Source organism: Erwinia sp. 009765445, from assembly GCF_058137865.1.
The window spans coordinates 62,903-79,246 of record NZ_JBYUWC010000019.1; the positions used below are offsets into that span (position 1 = coordinate 62,903).

The window sequence follows — 16,344 nt, forward strand, 5'->3', positions numbered from 1 at the left end:
ATAGCAGTCGACATTTCATCGTAACTCTCCTTGTCAGTTCAGGCGGCCTGTCACCTTTTTCTGGTAACAGGGGCGGCGGTTTTTTAATCGCCGGGCTGAACTCTACTACTTAGGCCGATGCACTTAAATGGGCTTTTTCAGCTTCTGCTGCAGTTCCAGTAGTTGCTCCGGGGTCACTGCCGGGTAGCTTTGCGTATCCTCTGGCACCTCATGCAGGGCCGGGATCGGCACCATCGGCCCGAGGAAGCGTGGTTCCCGTTTCATCAGGTACAGGTCGGCAAGTGCACCCAATCGGGCACCAACTTCCCGAATGCGGATGTTCATCATATTTTTCGGCGATGGCACGGCATAGCACTGAGCCTGAATGCCCATATGCAGCGCGATAAACAACGCCCGTTCGCAGTGGAAACGTTGGGTGATGATGATGAAATCGTTGGTGTCGAACACTTTGCGGGTGCGGACTATCGAGTCCAGCGTGCGGAAGCCGGCATAATCGAGCACGATATCCGAAGCCGGTACGCCAGCGGCCATCAGATCCTTACGCATGGTCATCGGCTCGTTGTAGCTTTGCTGGGCGTTATCGCCGCTCAGCAGCAGGTAGTTGACCTTGCCGCTGTTGTAGGCGTTCAGCGCGCCCTGCATCCGGTAGAGATAGTACTGATTGATGACGCCGGTACGGTAATATTTCGCCGTGCCCAGCACCACACCAACCTGGCGATGCGGCAGTGATTTCAAATCATCGTAGACATAGGAGGCGGTTTTAACGCTGATCCAGCGATCCAGGCCAAGCGCAGTCATTACCATCAGAACGAAGATGATAATCAGTCCATAAATCAAGCGTTTTACCATTCCGGACGGTGCTCAGACGTAAAGCTATAAGGTGGATCAAGGCTACTTTACCCGGCGGGGTGAAGCAAGTCGCTGTGCACCATATGGTGGCATTTCGCACAATACGTTGAGCGAAACGGGTATAAAAGGCCGGAATCAGAATTTATTCTGTCCATTCAGGTGAAAGAGAAAGGGGCGGAAAGAATTCCGCCCTCTGCCGTCAGATAGAAGTACGACGGTAATGACGATACTGAGGCAGCCAGAAGTTGGCCGAGATAGCCTTTGACAGCACATCCTCAGAAGTGACCACGGCCACGCCAGCCAGCTGAGCGGCTTTACCTACCGCCATGGCGATCACCTTCGACACGCCCTGAATATCTTTCACTTCAGGCAGCACCGGGCCATTGCCATCGTTCACCAGTGGCGAGCAGTCTGCCAGTGCGCGGCTTGCCGCCATCAGCATACTGTCGGTCACGCGGGTCGCACCGGACGCGATCACGCCCAGGCCAATTCCCGGGAAGATATAGGAGTTGTTGCACTGGGCGATAGGGTAGGTTTTCTCTTTCCACATCACAGGAGAGAACGGGCTGCCGGTGGCAACCAGCGCGGCACCGTCGGTCCAGGCCAGAATATCCTGCGGAGTGGCTTCCACGCGGGAGGTCGGGTTAGACAGCGGCATCACGATAGGACGCGCACAGTGCTTGTTCATCTCGCGGATGATCTCTTCGCTGAACAGGCCCGGCTGACCGGAAACACCAATCAGGATGTCCGGACGCGCGTTGCGCACCACGTCCAGCAGGGACAGCGAATCGGAAGATGAATCCCAGTTGCCCAGGTTATCGCTCTTCTGCACTAGTTTGCTCTGGAAGCTGAGCAGGTTAGGCAATTTGTCGGTCAGCAGACCAAAACGGTCGACCATGAATACCCGTGCACGGGCTTCATCGTCGCTCAGGCCCTCGGACTTCATCTGGGCAATGATCTGCTCGGCAATACCGCAACCGGCTGAACCCGCGCCCAGGAACACCACTTTCTGCTCGCTCATCTTACTGCCTGCCGCATGGCTGGCGGCAATCAATGTGCCCAGGGTGACCGCTGCGGTGCCCTGAATATCATCGTTAAAGCAGCAGACTTCATCGCGATAGCGCTCCAGCAGCGGCATGGCGTTCTTCTGGGCGAAGTCTTCAAACTGCAACAGCACATTTGGCCAGCGGCTCTTCACCGCCTGAATGAACTCGTTAACAAAATTCTCGTACTCTTCGCCGGTGATACGCGGATGACGCCAGCCCATATACAGCGGGTCGTTCAGCAGCTGCTGATTATTGGTGCCCACGTCCAGCACTATTGGCAGAGTGTAAGCCGGGCTGATGCCGCCACAGGCGGTGTACAGAGAAAGCTTACCGATTGGAATGCCCATACCGCCGATGCCCTGGTCGCCGAGGCCGAGAATACGTTCGCCGTCGGTCACCACGATCACCTTCACGTTCTGCTTGGTGGCGTTCTGCAACATATCTTCGATGTTGCCGCGGTTCGGGTAGGAGATAAATACACCGCGGGCGCGACGGTAGATTTCAGAGAAATGTTCGCAGGCTGCGCCGACGGTCGGGGTGTAGATAATCGGCATCATCTCTTCGAGATGGTTATCCAGCAGGCGGTAGAACAGGGTTTCGTTGGTGTCCTGAATATTGCGCAGGTAGACGTGCTTGTCGTTGTCGTTTTTAAAGTCCTGGAACTGACGCCACGCGCGCTGAGCCTGCTCTTCAATGGTTTCCACCGTCTCCGGCAGCAGGCCCCGGAGGTTAAATTCATTGCGCTCCTCAACCGAGAACGCGCTGCCCTTATTCAGCAACGGGAATTCCAGCAAAATAGGGCCGGCATAAGGGATATAAAGCGGTCGTTTACTTTCGTATTCGAGTTCCATGCAATCAATACTCATTCGGATCGGGATGTTGTGGCCCAATCCTAAAATAATTCATCTGAAAGTACAGCTTTTGTTAATAGTTGATAACAAAAGCTGCGGGAATTGTGCAACTGACAGGATTAAACCAGAGGAATGGTGGTGATATTGCTGCAGCCGAGGGCCTGCAGAGTGGCAGCCGTCGCCTGGCGCTGGATCACCTTTGCATCCGGCGCTTCCGCCAGCACGGCACGCTGGATCTGCAGCACGTCGTGCCCGGCCAGATTCAGCAGGTTCAGGGCTGCCTGTAACGGGGGCAGGCTCGGGTTAAATGCCGCATTCTCGGCATAGCTTCCGGCAAAAATGCCGCCGTCAGCGGTTTGCAGTGCCACGCCGCTCAACGCCTGTGAATAAGGAGCATGGCTGCGGTTAGCGGCCTTCAGCGCCGCCTGCGCCAGCGGATCGCCTTTAACCGGCAGGCCGTGATCGACCTCATCCAGCAGCAGTGTCTGGATCGCCAGGTCGCGCGGGCCAAACGCATCCGGCAGATAATCGCCCAACGTGGCAGGCTCGCGGCCTGGCAGATGAATGGTCAGCGCGGTGCCGCTGTTCAGTTCGTTCATAAACTGACGGCAATGGCCGCATGGCGTGTAGTTGACGGTGATGGCTTCCAGCGCCGTTTCGCCACGCATCCAGGCATGGGTAATGGCACTCTGCTCGGCATGTACGGTTTGTTGCATCGTCGCGCCGGTGAACTCCATGTTGGCACCGAAATAGAGATGGCCGCTTTTCCCGCGGGCCAGCGCGCCAACGTTAAAGTTGGAAAGGGGAGCCCCCGCACAGGCTGCGGCTAAAGGCAGCAGGGCAAAGGCCAGCTCGCGATCGTCCAGGCCGGTGCGGTTTTTCAGCTCGTCTGCCTGCTCCGGGGTGAAAAAAGCCGGAAAGTCATCGCAAGCGATAATGGGCTGAAGGGCGGCCTGAAGCAGGGTGGGCAGCGTGGTGAACGCGGTCTGGAAACGTGGATGCATAGCGGGCCTCTTTCACTGGGTCGGCCGCCTATGATGACGAGCCGTTACGCTGTTGTATGTGATTTTAGTCACATTAACAATGTAATTTATGAAATAGTTCAGTGAAATCCGCGACTTATCGCAAGTTTTAGCCCCAGAGATGCATCAGCAGTGGGAACAGGAAGGGTGCCAGCAGCGAGGTGATGATGCCGCAGATCACCAACGCCAGCGAGCTGTAGGCGCCTTCCTGATAGTCCAGCTCCGCACAGCGCGCAGTGCCGAGTGCGTGTGAAGCATTGCCAATCGCCAGACCGCGTGAAGCCTTGCCGGTGATTTTCAGCAGGTTCAGCAGCATATGGCCGAAGACAGCCCCCAGCACGCCAGCTATTAATACGCAGATTGCGCTGATGGCCGGGATGCCCCCAAGGGTGCCGGACACCGCCATCGCAATCGGAGTAGTGACAGATTTTGGCATAATAGTGGCGGCAATTTGCGGCGTTGCGCCCATCCACAGAGCAATGGCGGTACCGGAAATCATCGCGGTCATGCTGCCCATAAAGCAGACGCCAATAATCGATTTCCAGCGCGCCCGGATCTGATGCATCTGTTCATAGAGCGGAACAGCCAGCGCCACCACTGACGGCTGCAGCAGCTGATTCAGCACTGAGCTTCCCTGAAAATAACGGGCGTAGGGCATCTGGAGCAGCAGCAGCAAAGGAATAATCACCGCCATCGACACCAGCAGCGGGTTGACCAGCGAGATTTTCACCTTCGCGGCAATCCGGCGTGCAGCAAAGAAAACCGCGATGGTCAGCGGCAGCGACCACCAAATATCACTCATCGACGGCTCCAGGTTTTGCTGGCGCTCTGCCATGCAACTTGTGTGAGGCCAGCCCGACAGTCAGCAGCACGATAAAGGTGCTCACCGCCACAGAAACGACAATCGGACCGAACTGCGCGCTCAGGACATCGGTATAGCTCATGATCCCGACGCTGATCGGCACAAACAGCAGGCCCATATAGCGGATCAGCAGGGTGCTGCCGGGTTTCACCCACTCCACCGGAAGCAGCTGTAAAGCCAGCAGGGTGAAAAGGATCAGCATACCGATGATGCTGCCAGGAATGGTCACCGGTAACAGGGCAGAGAGGCCGGTTCCGGCATACAGGCAGAGGTAAATAATGATAAAGGCACGGAGAATTCGCCAGCCAACAGAGAGCGCGCTACGCATGATAAGCTCCTGGTTTTATGTGCGTTAATCATACGATCAAAAGAATAAGTGTGCTACCGGTCACAGTCGTGGCATGAAGCAGGGATTTGTGTGGGGAAAAGGCTGGGGAAGAAAAAAGGGCGAACAAATTCTTTCAATCGAATCAGTTCGCCACTACAGATACGGTGAATACACGAACAGCCGGGCGGAACTCACTCCACCCGGACCGGTAGGCTTATTTAACCTGCATACCCGGTTGTGCGCCGCTGTCGGCACCCAGGATAAACAGGTCTTTACCGCCAGGGCCTGCGGACAGCACCATGCCTTCCGACATGCCGAAACGCATCTTACGCGGTGCCAGGTTAGCCACCACCACAGTCATGCGACCTTCCAGCACGGACGGATCAGGATAGGCTGCGCGGATACCGGAGAAGATCTGACGGGTTTCGCCGCCCATATCCAGCACCAGACGCAGCAGTTTGTCCGATCCTTCCACCAGTTCGGCAGTCTTGATCAGCGCCACGCGCATATCCACTTTGGCAAAGTCATCAAAATTGATGGTGTCGGCAACCGGCGCATCGGCCAGCGGGCCGGTTACCGCAGGTTTGTTTGCCGCAGCGGCATCTTCTTTTGACGCTTCAATCAGGCCATTGACCTTGTCCATTTCAATGCGGCTGTACAGTGCTTTAAAGGCAGAAATGGTATGGTCCAGCAGCGGTTGCTCAATGCCATCCCAGCTCAGCTCATGATTCAGGAAGGCTTCGGTGCGTTCGGTCAGTAAAGGCAGCACCGGCTTGAGCCAGGTCATCAGCACGCGGAACATGTTGATGCCCATAGAGCAGATCGCCTGCAGATCGGCATCGCGGCCTTCCTGTTTTGCCACCACCCATGGAGCCTGCTCGTCGACATAGCGGTTAGCCGCATCGGCCAGCGCCATGATTTCACGAATAGCGCGGCTGAACTCACGGCTGTTCCAGGCTTCCGCAATGCTGGCGGAGGCATCGGTAAAGGTTTTGTACAGCGCCGGGTCAGCCAGTTCGGCCGACAGCTTGCCGCCAAAACGCTTGTTGATGAAACCGGCGTTACGGGAAGCCAGGTTCACCACTTTGTTCACGATGTCGGCATTCACGCGCTGCACGAAATCTTCCAGATTCAGGTCGATATCATCAATACGTGAAGAGAGCTTGGCCGCGTAGTAGTAGCGCAGGCTGTCGGCATCCAGATGCTGCAGCCAGGTGCTGGCCTTGATAAAGGTGCCGCGCGATTTGGACATCTTCGCGCCGTTCACCGTGACATAGCCGTGCACGAACAGGCTGGTTGGCTTACGGAAGTTGCTGCCTTCCAGCATCGCTGGCCAGAACAGACTGTGGAAATAGACGATATCTTTGCCGATAAAGTGATACAGGTCGGCGTCAGAATCTTTATGCCAGAAAGCATCGAAATCGATATCTCCGCGCTTGTCGCAGAGGTTTTTAAACGATCCCATGTAACCGATTGGCGCATCCAACCAGACGTAGAAGTATTTGCCCGGCGCGCCAGGGATTTCAAAGCCGAAGTACGGCGCATCGCGGGAGATATCCCATTGTTGCAGGCCGGATTCGAACCACTCCTGCATCTTGTTCGCAACCTGCTCCTGCAGTGCGCCGGAGCGGGTCCAGGCCTGCAGCATGGCACTGAACTCTGGCAGGTCAAAAAAGAAGTGCTCAGAGTCACGCATCTCAGGCGTGGCACCGCTAACCACCGATTTCGGCTCAATCAGCTCGGTTGGGCTGTAGGTTGCGCCACAGACTTCGCAGTTGTCGCCGTACTGATCCGGTGATTTACACTTCGGACAGGTTCCCTTGACGAAACGGTCAGGCAGAAACATGCCTTTCTCCGGATCGTACAGCTGGGAAATCGTCCGGTTCTTGATAAAACCGTTCTCTTTCAGACGGGTATAGATCAGTTCAGACAGCTCACGGTTTTCTTCACTGTGCGTTGAGTGATAGTTGTCGTAGCTGATATTGAAACCAGCAAAGTCGGTCTGATGTTCCTGACTCATTTCGGCAATCATCTGCTCCGGCTCCTCACCCAGCTGCTGAGCTTTCAGCATGATCGGCGTACCGTGGGCATCGTCAGCACAGATGAAGTAAACCTGGTTGCCGCGCATTCGCTGGTAACGGACCCAAATATCTGCCTGGATATGCTCGAGCATGTGGCCGAGATGGATTGAGCCGTTGGCGTACGGCAGGGCGCACGTTACCATTATTTTTTTCGCGACTTGAGTCATAGTAAGACTTCGCTCATACCTGTTTAAAAAAGGGGGTTCAGATGGTAACCGAAAGCCCCTCCCTGCGTAAACAATCCTGCATGGTGGCCGCCGTTTTTTGCAGCCTGTCGCGACCAGGTCCGGCCACATCTGATATGCTCTGATTATCAGAACCAACAATCAAAAAAGGAGCCGGGATGACATCACAATCCCAGGGACAGCACTCTCCGGAAGCGCTGCGCGCTATGGTCATGGGCGTATTGACCACATTTGAACATCCGACGCTAAAGCATAATCTCACCACCCTGAAGGCGCTGCACCACTGTGCGCTGATGGACAATACTCTGCATATTGAACTGGTGATGCCGTTTGTCTGGCACAGTGGATTTGAAGCCCTGAAGGAAGCGACCAGTGCCGAGCTGCTGCGCCTGACCAATGCCACCGCCATCAGCTGGCGGCTGAGTCATAACATTGCCACGCTGAAGCGGGTGAAAAATCATGCCGGAGTGAACGGTGTTAAGAACATTATCGCGGTCAGTTCCGGAAAGGGCGGGGTGGGGAAATCCAGCACTGCCGTGAATCTGGCGCTGGCGCTGGTGGCTGAAGGGGCTAAAGTGGGCCTGCTGGATGCTGATATTTACGGCCCGTCTATCCCGGATATGCTCGGCACGCGGGATGAGCGACCAACCTCTCCGGATGGTACGCACATGGCTCCGATTATCGCGCACGGGCTGGCGACCAACTCCATCGGTTATCTGGTGACCGATGACAATGCTATGGTGTGGCGCGGGCCGATGGCCAGCAAGGCACTGATGCAGTTGCTAAATGAAACGCTGTGGCCGGAGCTGGATTATCTGGTGCTGGACATGCCGCCGGGCACAGGGGATATCCAACTGACACTGGCGCAGAACGTGCCGGTCACCGGTGCCGTTGTGGTGACCACGCCGCAGGACATTGCGCTGATCGATGCGCGTAAAGGCATTGTGATGTTTGAGAAGGTCAATGTGCCGGTGGTGGGGGTGGTGGAAAACATGAGCATGCATATCTGCAGCAACTGTGGTCATCATGAGCCGATTTTTGGCACTGGTGGGGCAGAAAAGCTGGCGGAGCAGTATCACACCCGTCTGTTGAGCCAGTTGCCGCTGCATATCACCCTGCGTGAAGATCTGGATGACGGTCAGCCAACGGTAGTGCGCCGTCCTGAGAGCGAGTTCACGATGATGTACCGTCAACTGGCAGGACTGGTGGCTGCGCAGCTTTACTGGGAAGGGGAAGTTATTCCCGAAGATATCGCGTTCCGCGCAGTGTAAGGCAGGTTTCTGAAGTACCCGAATGGTACGCAGGTCGCACTAAAAAAGGCAAATTCAGTGCCTGCGAGGGGAAGGTTGGCCGCTCATAAAGACGCAAAAGGCGCCGTCCCTGGCAGCCCGACTCAGGCCGTCCCTGGCCTGAGACGCTTTATTCCCGGCCAGCCTTCCCCACGCCTTAAGCTTCTGCATCGTCTGCTTAAAAAAACCAAAAAACCAAAAAACCAAAAACCCAAAAACCCAAAAAACCCACAAATCTAAGGTATTAAGCACTTAAAGCACGTAATGCATCAGCAGGTATTCACCCTGTTCACTTTCTCCGCTGCCGATCACTTTCCAGCCGTGTTTCAGATAAAATGCCTGCGCCCTGACATTGGCTTTCAGGCATTTCAGCGCACCCGTTGAGGTAAACCCAGCTTGCACCGCTTTCAACAGTTCGCTACCCACGCCGCGACCCTGCCAGGCGGGGTCAACAAACAGGCTGTGCAGGAAATTATCATTGGGCAGAACGGCGGCAAAACCGGTGCGATGCCCATCGTCTTCCGCGACCAGAACCCGCTCACCCAGTGTCACACGATCAAAATCTTCCAGCCGCCACTCTTTGCCGTCCAGCCAGTGCCAGTTTGCCTTGCGTGAAGCGAGAAACAGCGTGCGTAAAAAGGGGCGATCGGCTTCGGTGAAGGGGCGTATGGCCATAGTCATCTCTTTAGCAAAGTCGGGTTAACGCGGTACCAGGTGGTTGTCGATCTGCGGCGACTTACCAGACCGGCTTAACATGCCGCTCGCCATCCAGTCCGGTGCCGCAGTAATCGTAATCAATTTTGCCGGCCTCAAAAAGCTCATCGAGCAGCCTGAAATTATCGGGTGGCGTCACGTTGCAGCGGTGGTTCAGCGCGGTATCAAGAATGGAAAACCCGCGATCTCCGCGTGAAATCTGTTTCAGATATTGCAGCATTTTGAGTGCCGCCACGCTGATGCCATATTGTTCATTAAGCGGTCTGATCATAATTCGTTTTATTGTGGCCTGTGCGGTGGGCGAGCTGTCGCCCCAAAGTAATCTATAGCCGGACTGTAGCAAAAAGGGCAGGAACGGCAAACATTCCCGGATCTGAGTTGACGGTTTCAGGAAGGCAGGCCAGTGTCAATAAAGACAAAACTGACATGGCCGCCGCTTAGGGTATTGCGGGGTTGCTGAAGATGATCAAGACGATCTGTCTGCTGTTTGTGGCGATGCATGAAATCTGGCGTCTGGATGTTCTGGATAGCCTGGATCTTGAGCGCACCGGGCGGGGAGGTCTGCCCGGCGCATGTGAGGATTAAAAGTTAATATTAATGCCGCCAGCCAGCAACCAGTCGTTAGCGCCTTCCTGCTGCAGTTTGCGCTGATGGCGCACCTGAGTTGTGAAGGCCACATCATTTCTCACTGTCCTATGAAAAAATTTCTGATATTGCCAGGGACACCCAGGACAAGATCGGGCAGTTAAGTCAAGGGCAATGGAAGCAAGCCAAAGACGGATCTTGGGCCTTCAGTGGTGGTGGTGAAATGTCTGACTGGCTGAAAATAATGACCACACGTGGTGGCTTCAGTAGAGAAGGAGCTGGTTCTACTTTACGTGGAGTAAAAGGTCCTGTGGAATTAGCGGTGCTCTTGCAAGGACTTAGAAAATCCGCGACTCTTACAGAGTCAGAATTCACCGCTCTGTCAGAGGTGGTCAATGACTTCTCTTATGTTACAAAATCAGTTAGTTATAATGGTGAGAACGTTATCGATACTCTTGATAATCTTGTTAGCACAGGCCAGATTCTAAACGCTTCTCAACAGAAAAACGTTGATTTTCTGAATAATCTTGGGCAAAAAGCGGATCAGGTTGGAGACTCATTGCAGGACACCTTCGCTGCGAGTTTTGCAAAATCCCTAGAATCAGCCGGGGCATCGACCAAAAGTTTGGATGACGCCTTTGTAGCAGCTAAACCGCTAATCGAAGGCCTGGGGAGCATGGCGGGGGAGACAACCGCGAAGCTGCTGGAATGGTCAACTGCATTAGCTGGATGGGCTAACCGGATGAATACTGAACTATTCGGGACAAAACAGCATCTTTCGGAGAATGGAGCATACTACACAGACTCCCCAATCGGTTACGGTGTAGAGAAAGCTCAGCAGGCCTATAACTTCTTAACTGGTGGGTCATCCCAGATTGCGACAATGGCACAGGCGCAGCCTCAGGCGAGCAACATGTTTGCCAATGCACAAATGGCAGTCCCGCCTATTACTAACAACTTGGGGATTCAGGTCAGTGTTGTGCCGGATGGAACTGCATTCAGCAGTGCTGTATCGGCAACTGCCAGTGAAGTTTATAACAACGGGATTGATAACCTGACATTTGATATGGGCAGTTCGATGTTGAATAAATAAGCCGATGATAAGCCACCTTCAGGGTGGCTTTTTTATGCCTGAAATCTGATTCAAAAATGGGATCACAAGTGGGATCAAAAGTGGTTTACAAAGTGGGATCAAGTCACTTATGCTTTATCTAACTTGGTAAGTGGAATAATCAAAAATTTACTGATTTATCAATGACTCGGGGTGCCGTTTCTTTCCAAAGAAAGGGCTGAGAAAAACCCGTCGAACCTGAACTGGATAATGCCAGCGGAGGGAAGTCAGATGCCGGAGTGCATCGCCTTCTTGATCGCCGGTTGGGAGTGTTACCATGATCCAACCTCATCTCTTCACTGCCCCTCAGGCCGCTGCTTCACTTACTCTTTTCCGCCACACCGCGCCGTTGGTGCATTGCCTGACCAATGATGTGGTGCAGACTTTTACCGCCAATGTTTTGCTGGCGCTGGGGGCTTCTCCGGCGATGGTTATTGAGCCGCAGGAAGCCGCTGAATTCAGCGCCATTGCTGATGGTGTGCTGATCAATGTCGGCACCTTAACTGCCGCGCGCAGCGAAGCGATGCTGATTGCCGTTAAGGCCGCGAATAAAGTGGGCCATCCCTGGACGCTGGATCCGGTCGCGGTGGGCGCACTAACTTTCCGGACTGATTTCTGCCAGCGTTTGCTGGAACATCGTCCGGCGGCCATTCGCGGTAACGCTTCAGAAATTATGGCGCTGGCACGCCAGGCTGTGGCAGGGCGCGGTGTTGACAGCCTGCACAGTTCTGCCGCTGCGCTGGAGGCTGCCCGCCTGCTGGCGCAAACCTGTGGTGCAATTGTGGCAGTGACGGGGGAGGTGGATTACGTCACTGACGGACAACGGCTGCTGGAAATCCCCGGAGGCTCAGCTCTGATGACGCGCGTGGTGGGAACCGGCTGTGCATTATCGGCGGTAGTGGCTGGTTTCTCCGCGCTGCCGGGTGACAGGCTGACGCACATTGCCAGCGCATGTCGTGTGATGAGCCTGGCCGGAGAAAGGGCGGCCTCTGCTGCTGCGGGGCCTGGCAGCTTTGAACCGCTGTTCCTCGACGCGCTGTATGGCCTGGATGCGGAGGTGATGGTATGAAGCGGATTAATGCACTGACCATTGCCGGAACCGATCCAAGCGGCGGAGCAGGGATTCAGGCCGACCTCAAAACATTTTCCGCGCTGGGTGCTTACGGCACCAGCGTGATTACCGCGCTGGTGGCACAAAATACCCGTGGCGTGCAGTCGGTCTGTCGGGTTGAGCCAGATTTCGTGGCTGCGCAACTCTCATCCGTACTCAGTGATGTGCGTACCGACAGCGTTAAAATCGGCATGCTCAGCGAGAGCGATATTGTGGAAGTGGTGGCGGATGGACTGATCTCAGCCGCTATCCCATGGGTGGTGCTGGACACGGTGATGCTGGCAAAAAGCGGCGATCCGCTACTTTCTCCCCGGGCTGTTGCCACGCTGCGTGAGCGACTATTGCCGCAGGTCTCTCTTATCACGCCAAATTTGCCGGAAGCCGCAGCACTGCTGGAATGTGCTGTCGCTCGCGATGAGAAAGAGATGCGCCAGCAGGGAGAGAAGCTGCTGAAAATGGGATGCCAGGCGGTACTGATGAAAGGCGGCCATCTGAGCGATAAAGAGAGCCCGGACTGGCTGTTCACCCGCGACCATCAGGAACGTTTTACGGCCCCCCGCATAGCCACCAAAAACACTCATGGCACGGGCTGTACGCTTTCTGCTGCTCTGGCGGCGCTGCGGCCACGGCACGATAACTGGTTCTCAACCTTGCAGGAAGCGAAGCAGTGGCTGCAGGACGCGCTCGAACAGGCTGATTCGCTGGAAGTGGGCGGCGGACACGGTCCGGTGCACCATTTTCATCGTTGGTGGTAGGCGATTTTTTATAAATTTTTCACAGGGATCGTTCTGAAAAATGGAGTCAGCAATTTGCGTTAAGTGGGGTGATGGGTCCACGCTGTTTGGGGTCAGATTTTCACATGAGTGGGGCAGGGATTAGCCTGCCCTCCCACCTTAAGACAGGAGTTATCATGACGGACATCGTACAGTTATTGGGCAAAGAAGCGGACACTCTTCTGCAACATCGCTGCATGACCATTCCAGCGGACAGCCTCTATTTACCGGGCGCGGATTATGTTGATCGCGTGATGATCGATAACAATCGTTCTCCTGCGGTGCTGCGCAACATGCAGACGCTGTACAACACAGGGCGTCTGGCGGGCACCGGCTACCTTTCCATCCTGCCGGTGGATCAGGGCGTTGAGCACTCCGCGGGCGCATCCTTCGCGGCGAACCCACTGTACTTCGATCCGAAAAATATCGTTGAGCTGGCGATAGAGTCAGGCTGTAACTGTGTGGCCTCGACCTATGGCGTGCTGGCTTCGGTTTCGCGCCGCTATGCGCACCGGATCCCTTTTATGGTCAAACTGAACCATAACGAAACGCTGAGCTACCCGACGCAGTATGACCAGACGCTGTATGCCAGCGTGGAGCAGGCGTTTAACCTGGGCGCGATTGCGGTTGGCGCAACCATCTACTTTGGTTCTGAACAGTCACGTCGCCAGCTGGAAGAGATCTCCGTGGCGTTTGAACGTGCGCATGAGCTGGGCATGGTCACCGTGCTGTGGGCGTATCTGCGTAATAACGACTTCAAAAAAGACGGGGTGGATTACCATGCCAGCGCCGATCTGACCGGGCAGGCTAACCACCTGGCAGCCACCATCGGGGCGGATATCGTCAAGCAGAAGATGGCAGAAAATAACGGCGGCTACACTGCGGTAAAATTCGGTTCCACTGATGACCGCGTCTACAGCAAGTTGACCAGCGATAACCCAATCGATCTGGTGCGTTACCAGCTGGCGAACTGTTATATGGGTCGCGCGGGGCTGATTAACTCTGGCGGTGCGGCTGCAGGTGAAACCGATACGGCAGAATCCGTGCGCACAGCGGTTATCAACAAGCGTGCTGGTGGCATGGGGCTGATCCTTGGCCGTAAAGCCTTCAAGAAATCAATGAAGGATGGCGTGGCGCTGATCAACTCTGTGCAGGATGTGTACCTGGCGAAAGATGTAACTATTGCTTAATTGCTTTCTGAGTGAAAAGGCAGGGAGAGCAACTGACTCCCTGCCTTTATGGCTCGCACCATGATTATTGATGTTGGTGATGAACTTCGTGAGTTCATTGACTCTCTGGTTCCGTCTGGCGATTACAGAACGCAGAGTGAAGTATTGCGCGATGCCCTGTAGTTGTTACGTGAAAAGCAGGCAGAATCACGGCTTCAGGCATTGCGTGATTTGCTGGCTGAGGGGATCGGCAGCGGTATGCCAGAACCCTGGGATAAGGAAGTTTTTTTGCAGCAGATTAAAGCGAGGTCCGGACCAGGAAAATAATGAAAGAGCTTAATCTGCCCCCAGGGCAAAGGATGACCTTGATTCGTATTCTCAGTCATCATCAGAATATCCCACACAATTTTTACTGGTTATAGCTGTTAAGCAAAACAGCCACTCAATTCGATAGCGGACATATTCACTGGCCGCGGTTAATGATCTTATAACGAGAGGGCCAGATTTCCCAGGGCGGAACATTAAGGTGCTCCGAGATGATTTTTTCACCACGTGGCCATTTCCGGTAAAGGGCATTGGTAAGTGTTGAGGATGACAGGTCATGCTCTCTTGATAACGCCGACAAAGAGGTACCCGTTTTTTTGATCGAAGAAATAATATCAGCACGATGCCAGTCGTTATCTTTGGTTTGATATTTTTCTTGAGGCTTTTTTTATCTTCCTTTTTATGTGAAGGGACTTTTTATAAATGAATTAAAGTATTTTACGCTTGCCTCTAATTTATGATTTTCTGTAAATGACAATATTAGTATTCATTACCTGATTCAATTAAACATAAGTACTTATCAGACTGTACTTAAGTGCAGCGATTCCTGTACTTAAATGCAGTCTAAGATTAAATGGAGTTAACATGTTTTCTGTTTTGATGAATAATGAAGTTTTACTGGAAACATTTAAGTGCTTTGTTGGTCGAAAACTCGAGCCTTATAAAGATCTGGAGTATGCATATACCGTATTAAATAAAAAAGATCCATCAAAAATACTGATTGTGTCCAGTTATCCGGATGAGTGGGTGAAGCTATATAAAGAGAATAACTTTCAAAATGTTGATCCGGTGATATTTACGGCATACCGACGAGCATCTCCTTTTGCATGGGACGATAACATAACATTAATATCTGATATTAAATTTAACAAAATTTCTCAGCTATCGAGGAAATACAATATTGTTAACGGCTATACCTTTGTATTGCATGATCATTTGAATAACCTTGCACTTCTTTCTATAATTATCGATCATAAACGAAGTGAATGTGAAAAATACCTAAAAGCTGAGAGGAATTCACTCCAGATGTTGCTGATAGAAATAAATGAACAAATGCATAACTTGAGTGAAGCCGTGCTTTCAGGCGGTGAAAAAAAACGTAATGAATCTTCACAAAGCATTTTCACAACTCGTGAAAATGAGGTAATGTATTGGATAAGTAAAGGTAAGAGTTATGCAGATATAGCCAGCATTATTGGGGTGTCATTAAGTACAGTAAAGTTTCATGTGAAGAATAGCGTTAATAAATTGGGCGTTACCAACGCCCGGCAGGCTATTGGACTGAGCGTTGAGCCGAATTTAATCAAGTCAAGTCAAGTCAAGTCAAGTCAAGTCAAGTCAATTCATTGATTGGTAAACGCATTGGCCATTCTAATAGCGACAAGCATGATACTTTCAATTTCCCTTGTAACCTTTTTGACATATTTATCTGGCTAGCTTCGTCTGATGGAAGAAAGACAAGATAGATTTTCTCATTACAGGATAGTTGCGCTTCTTTTATTAATCTGATTTTCCATCCAGAACGCTCAATAATTTTAAGCATAGCGTGACTGATAATTGTATAAATTCCATTAGTATCCCAATGGCGCGAGAAATTAATCATGGCAAGAAAAAGGGCGTCGCTGACAGGGTAGTGAAACCCCAGGTATTGTCTGGAAAGGTGTTTATCAACAAAAAAACGACTTGATTCTATGCCTTTAGCTGGCAGATCAACATTGTTGAAACATTTTTTGAACGTATGTGTAATCATATTAGGTTAATCCAGCATGACAAAGTGAACACTGCAGATCAGCTTACGGTTACAAACGCCAATAATATAGCGTGCGCCAGATTTGTCATATTCATCAAATTCCATATCATTCTGGCAGATTACCTCCCAGCCGAGTCGGTCATAAAAAACTTTCTTTCTAAGCTTATACAAGTTTTCTGGATTTGTGTTTTTCAGTTCATCGTAGCTGACTTCAAAAAGTCTGAACATCTTATCCTCCTGATATGATGGGCTTTCTGGTGCGTCTCAGAAAAAAGGCAACAGCTTTCCAATTTA

15 protein-coding genes, 3 pseudogenes and 1 riboswitch are annotated in these 16,344 nt (G+C 52.8%); of the genes and pseudogenes, 8 read left to right on the top strand and 10 right to left on the bottom strand.

Annotation, left to right across the window (positions count from 1 at the left end; genetic code table 11):
- Positions 1 to 123: 123 nt before the first annotated feature.
- The 6 genes from sanA to metG form a co-directional block, all read right to left on the bottom strand.
- Positions 124 to 849, bottom strand: coding sequence for an outer membrane permeability protein SanA (gene sanA / locus AC3Y5R_RS19335; RefSeq protein ID WP_489922677.1), 726 nt, complete (start codon positions 847 to 849; stop codon positions 124 to 126).
- A 199-nt stretch (positions 850 to 1,048) separates the two neighbouring features.
- Positions 1,049 to 2,746: an NAD-dependent malic enzyme gene (locus AC3Y5R_RS19340; protein WP_489922678.1), complete on the bottom strand. Its 1,698-nt coding sequence runs from the start codon at positions 2,744 to 2,746 to the stop codon at positions 1,049 to 1,051.
- Between the two features lie 119 nt (positions 2,747 to 2,865).
- A complete protein-coding gene (gene cdd / locus AC3Y5R_RS19345) occupies positions 2,866 to 3,750 on the bottom strand; it encodes a cytidine deaminase (protein WP_489922679.1) in 885 nt (294 codons plus the stop codon).
- 127 nt (positions 3,751 to 3,877) lie between these two features.
- Positions 3,878 to 4,570 (bottom strand): CidB/LrgB family autolysis modulator, encoded by a 693-nt coding sequence (locus AC3Y5R_RS19350; RefSeq protein ID WP_489922680.1) that lies wholly within the window; start codon positions 4,568 to 4,570, stop codon positions 3,878 to 3,880.
- The gene (locus AC3Y5R_RS19355; protein WP_489922681.1) at positions 4,563 to 4,958 is read right to left on the bottom strand and encodes a CidA/LrgA family protein; all 396 of its coding nucleotides are present in this window, start codon (positions 4,956 to 4,958) and stop codon (positions 4,563 to 4,565) included. Before AC3Y5R_RS19355 ends, AC3Y5R_RS19350 begins: the two co-directional genes overlap by 8 nt.
- Positions 4,959 to 5,172: 214 nt before the next feature.
- Positions 5,173 to 7,335 (bottom strand): methionine--tRNA ligase, encoded by a 2,163-nt coding sequence (metG, locus tag AC3Y5R_RS19360; protein ID WP_489922682.1) that lies wholly within the window; start codon positions 7,333 to 7,335, stop codon positions 5,173 to 5,175.
- A 47-nt stretch (positions 7,336 to 7,382) separates the two neighbouring features.
- On the opposite strand from metG, the gene apbC reads away from it, so the two are divergent.
- Positions 7,383 to 8,495, top strand: coding sequence for an iron-sulfur cluster carrier protein ApbC (gene apbC, locus AC3Y5R_RS19365; RefSeq protein WP_489922683.1), 1,113 nt, complete (start codon positions 7,383 to 7,385; stop codon positions 8,493 to 8,495).
- Positions 8,496 to 8,765: 270 nt separating this feature from the next.
- Here apbC and AC3Y5R_RS19370 read toward each other — a convergent pair whose 3' ends face one another.
- Positions 8,766 to 9,188 carry a GNAT family N-acetyltransferase gene (locus AC3Y5R_RS19370; protein ID WP_489922684.1) on the bottom strand — a complete coding sequence of 141 codons (423 nt, stop codon included), beginning with the start codon at positions 9,186 to 9,188 and terminating at the stop codon, positions 8,766 to 8,768.
- A 61-nt stretch (positions 9,189 to 9,249) separates the two neighbouring features.
- A complete protein-coding gene (locus AC3Y5R_RS19375; RefSeq protein ID WP_489922685.1) occupies positions 9,250 to 9,498 on the bottom strand; it encodes a hypothetical protein in 249 nt (82 codons plus the stop codon).
- Between the two features lie 191 nt (positions 9,499 to 9,689).
- Between AC3Y5R_RS19375 and AC3Y5R_RS19380 the strand changes: the two genes are divergently transcribed.
- The 6 genes and pseudogenes from AC3Y5R_RS19380 to AC3Y5R_RS19405 all read left to right on the top strand — a co-directional run bounded on the left by AC3Y5R_RS19380 (position 9,690) and on the right by AC3Y5R_RS19405 (position 14,303).
- A complete protein-coding gene (locus AC3Y5R_RS19380) occupies positions 9,690 to 9,812 on the top strand; it encodes a hypothetical protein (RefSeq protein WP_489922686.1) in 123 nt (40 codons plus the stop codon).
- 223 nt (positions 9,813 to 10,035) lie between these two features.
- Positions 10,036 to 10,905, top strand: a complete 870-nt coding sequence (locus tag AC3Y5R_RS19385) for a hypothetical protein (protein WP_489922687.1) — start codon at positions 10,036 to 10,038, stop codon at positions 10,903 to 10,905.
- Between the two features lie 157 nt (positions 10,906 to 11,062).
- Positions 11,063 to 11,165, top strand: a riboswitch (TPP riboswitch).
- A 35-nt stretch (positions 11,166 to 11,200) separates the two neighbouring features.
- A complete protein-coding gene (thiM, locus tag AC3Y5R_RS19390; RefSeq protein WP_489922688.1) occupies positions 11,201 to 11,992 on the top strand; it encodes a hydroxyethylthiazole kinase in 792 nt (263 codons plus the stop codon).
- Positions 11,989 to 12,789 carry a bifunctional hydroxymethylpyrimidine kinase/phosphomethylpyrimidine kinase gene (thiD, locus tag AC3Y5R_RS19395; RefSeq protein WP_489922689.1) on the top strand — a complete coding sequence of 267 codons (801 nt, stop codon included), beginning with the start codon at positions 11,989 to 11,991 and terminating at the stop codon, positions 12,787 to 12,789. Before thiM ends, thiD begins: the two co-directional genes overlap by 4 nt.
- Positions 12,790 to 12,944: 155 nt before the next feature.
- Positions 12,945 to 13,997, top strand: coding sequence for a class I fructose-bisphosphate aldolase (gene fbaB, locus AC3Y5R_RS19400; protein WP_158783572.1), 1,053 nt, complete (start codon positions 12,945 to 12,947; stop codon positions 13,995 to 13,997).
- A 48-nt stretch (positions 13,998 to 14,045) separates the two neighbouring features.
- Positions 14,046 to 14,303 (top strand): annotated as a pseudogene (locus AC3Y5R_RS19405) (type II toxin-antitoxin system ParD family antitoxin).
- Positions 14,304 to 14,439: 136 nt separating this feature from the next.
- Here the strand turns inward: AC3Y5R_RS19405 and AC3Y5R_RS19410 are convergent.
- Positions 14,440 to 14,640 (bottom strand): annotated as a pseudogene (locus AC3Y5R_RS19410) (helix-turn-helix domain-containing protein); the annotation flags it as partial.
- A gap of 245 nt (positions 14,641 to 14,885) precedes the next feature.
- Here AC3Y5R_RS19410 and AC3Y5R_RS19415 point away from each other — a divergent pair.
- Entirely contained in the window at positions 14,886 to 15,650 is a 765-nt protein-coding gene (locus AC3Y5R_RS19415) for a helix-turn-helix transcriptional regulator (RefSeq protein WP_489922690.1), read from the top strand.
- Here the strand turns inward: AC3Y5R_RS19415 and AC3Y5R_RS19420 are convergent.
- Positions 15,634 to 16,278, bottom strand: a pseudogene (locus AC3Y5R_RS19420) (acyl-homoserine-lactone synthase). The gene AC3Y5R_RS19415 and the pseudogene AC3Y5R_RS19420 sit on opposite strands and share 17 nt — an antisense overlap.
- Positions 16,279 to 16,344: the final 66 nt, after the last annotated feature.

Excerpts from the sequence above, each read along its gene's own strand:
- sanA (WP_489922677.1), bottom strand. The coding sequence starts at position 849 with ATGGTAAAACGCTTGATTTATGGACTGATTATCATCTTCGTTCTGATG.
- AC3Y5R_RS19340 (WP_489922678.1), bottom strand. The coding sequence starts at position 2,746 with ATGGAACTCGAATACGAAAGTAAACGACCGCTTTATATCCCTTATGCC.
- cdd (WP_489922679.1), bottom strand. The coding sequence starts at position 3,750 with ATGCATCCACGTTTCCAGACCGCGTTCACCACGCTGCCCACCCTGCTT.
- AC3Y5R_RS19350 (WP_489922680.1), bottom strand. The coding sequence starts at position 4,570 with ATGAGTGATATTTGGTGGTCGCTGCCGCTGACCATCGCGGTTTTCTTT.
- AC3Y5R_RS19355 (WP_489922681.1), bottom strand. The coding sequence starts at position 4,958 with ATGCGTAGCGCGCTCTCTGTTGGCTGGCGAATTCTCCGTGCCTTTATC.
- metG (WP_489922682.1), bottom strand. The coding sequence starts at position 7,335 with ATGTGGCCGGACCTGGTCGCGACAGGCTGCAAAAAACGGCGGCCACCA.
- apbC (WP_489922683.1), top strand. The coding sequence starts at position 7,383 with ATGACATCACAATCCCAGGGACAGCACTCTCCGGAAGCGCTGCGCGCT.
- AC3Y5R_RS19370 (WP_489922684.1), bottom strand. The coding sequence starts at position 9,188 with ATGGCCATACGCCCCTTCACCGAAGCCGATCGCCCCTTTTTACGCACG.
- AC3Y5R_RS19375 (WP_489922685.1), bottom strand. The coding sequence starts at position 9,498 with ATGATCAGACCGCTTAATGAACAATATGGCATCAGCGTGGCGGCACTC.
- AC3Y5R_RS19380 (WP_489922686.1), top strand. The coding sequence starts at position 9,690 with ATGATCAAGACGATCTGTCTGCTGTTTGTGGCGATGCATGAAATCTGG.
- AC3Y5R_RS19385 (WP_489922687.1), top strand. The coding sequence starts at position 10,036 with ATGTCTGACTGGCTGAAAATAATGACCACACGTGGTGGCTTCAGTAGA.
- thiM (WP_489922688.1), top strand. The coding sequence starts at position 11,201 with ATGATCCAACCTCATCTCTTCACTGCCCCTCAGGCCGCTGCTTCACTT.
- thiD (WP_489922689.1), top strand. The coding sequence starts at position 11,989 with ATGAAGCGGATTAATGCACTGACCATTGCCGGAACCGATCCAAGCGGC.
- fbaB (WP_158783572.1), top strand. The coding sequence starts at position 12,945 with ATGACGGACATCGTACAGTTATTGGGCAAAGAAGCGGACACTCTTCTG.
- AC3Y5R_RS19415 (WP_489922690.1), top strand. The coding sequence starts at position 14,886 with ATGTTTTCTGTTTTGATGAATAATGAAGTTTTACTGGAAACATTTAAG.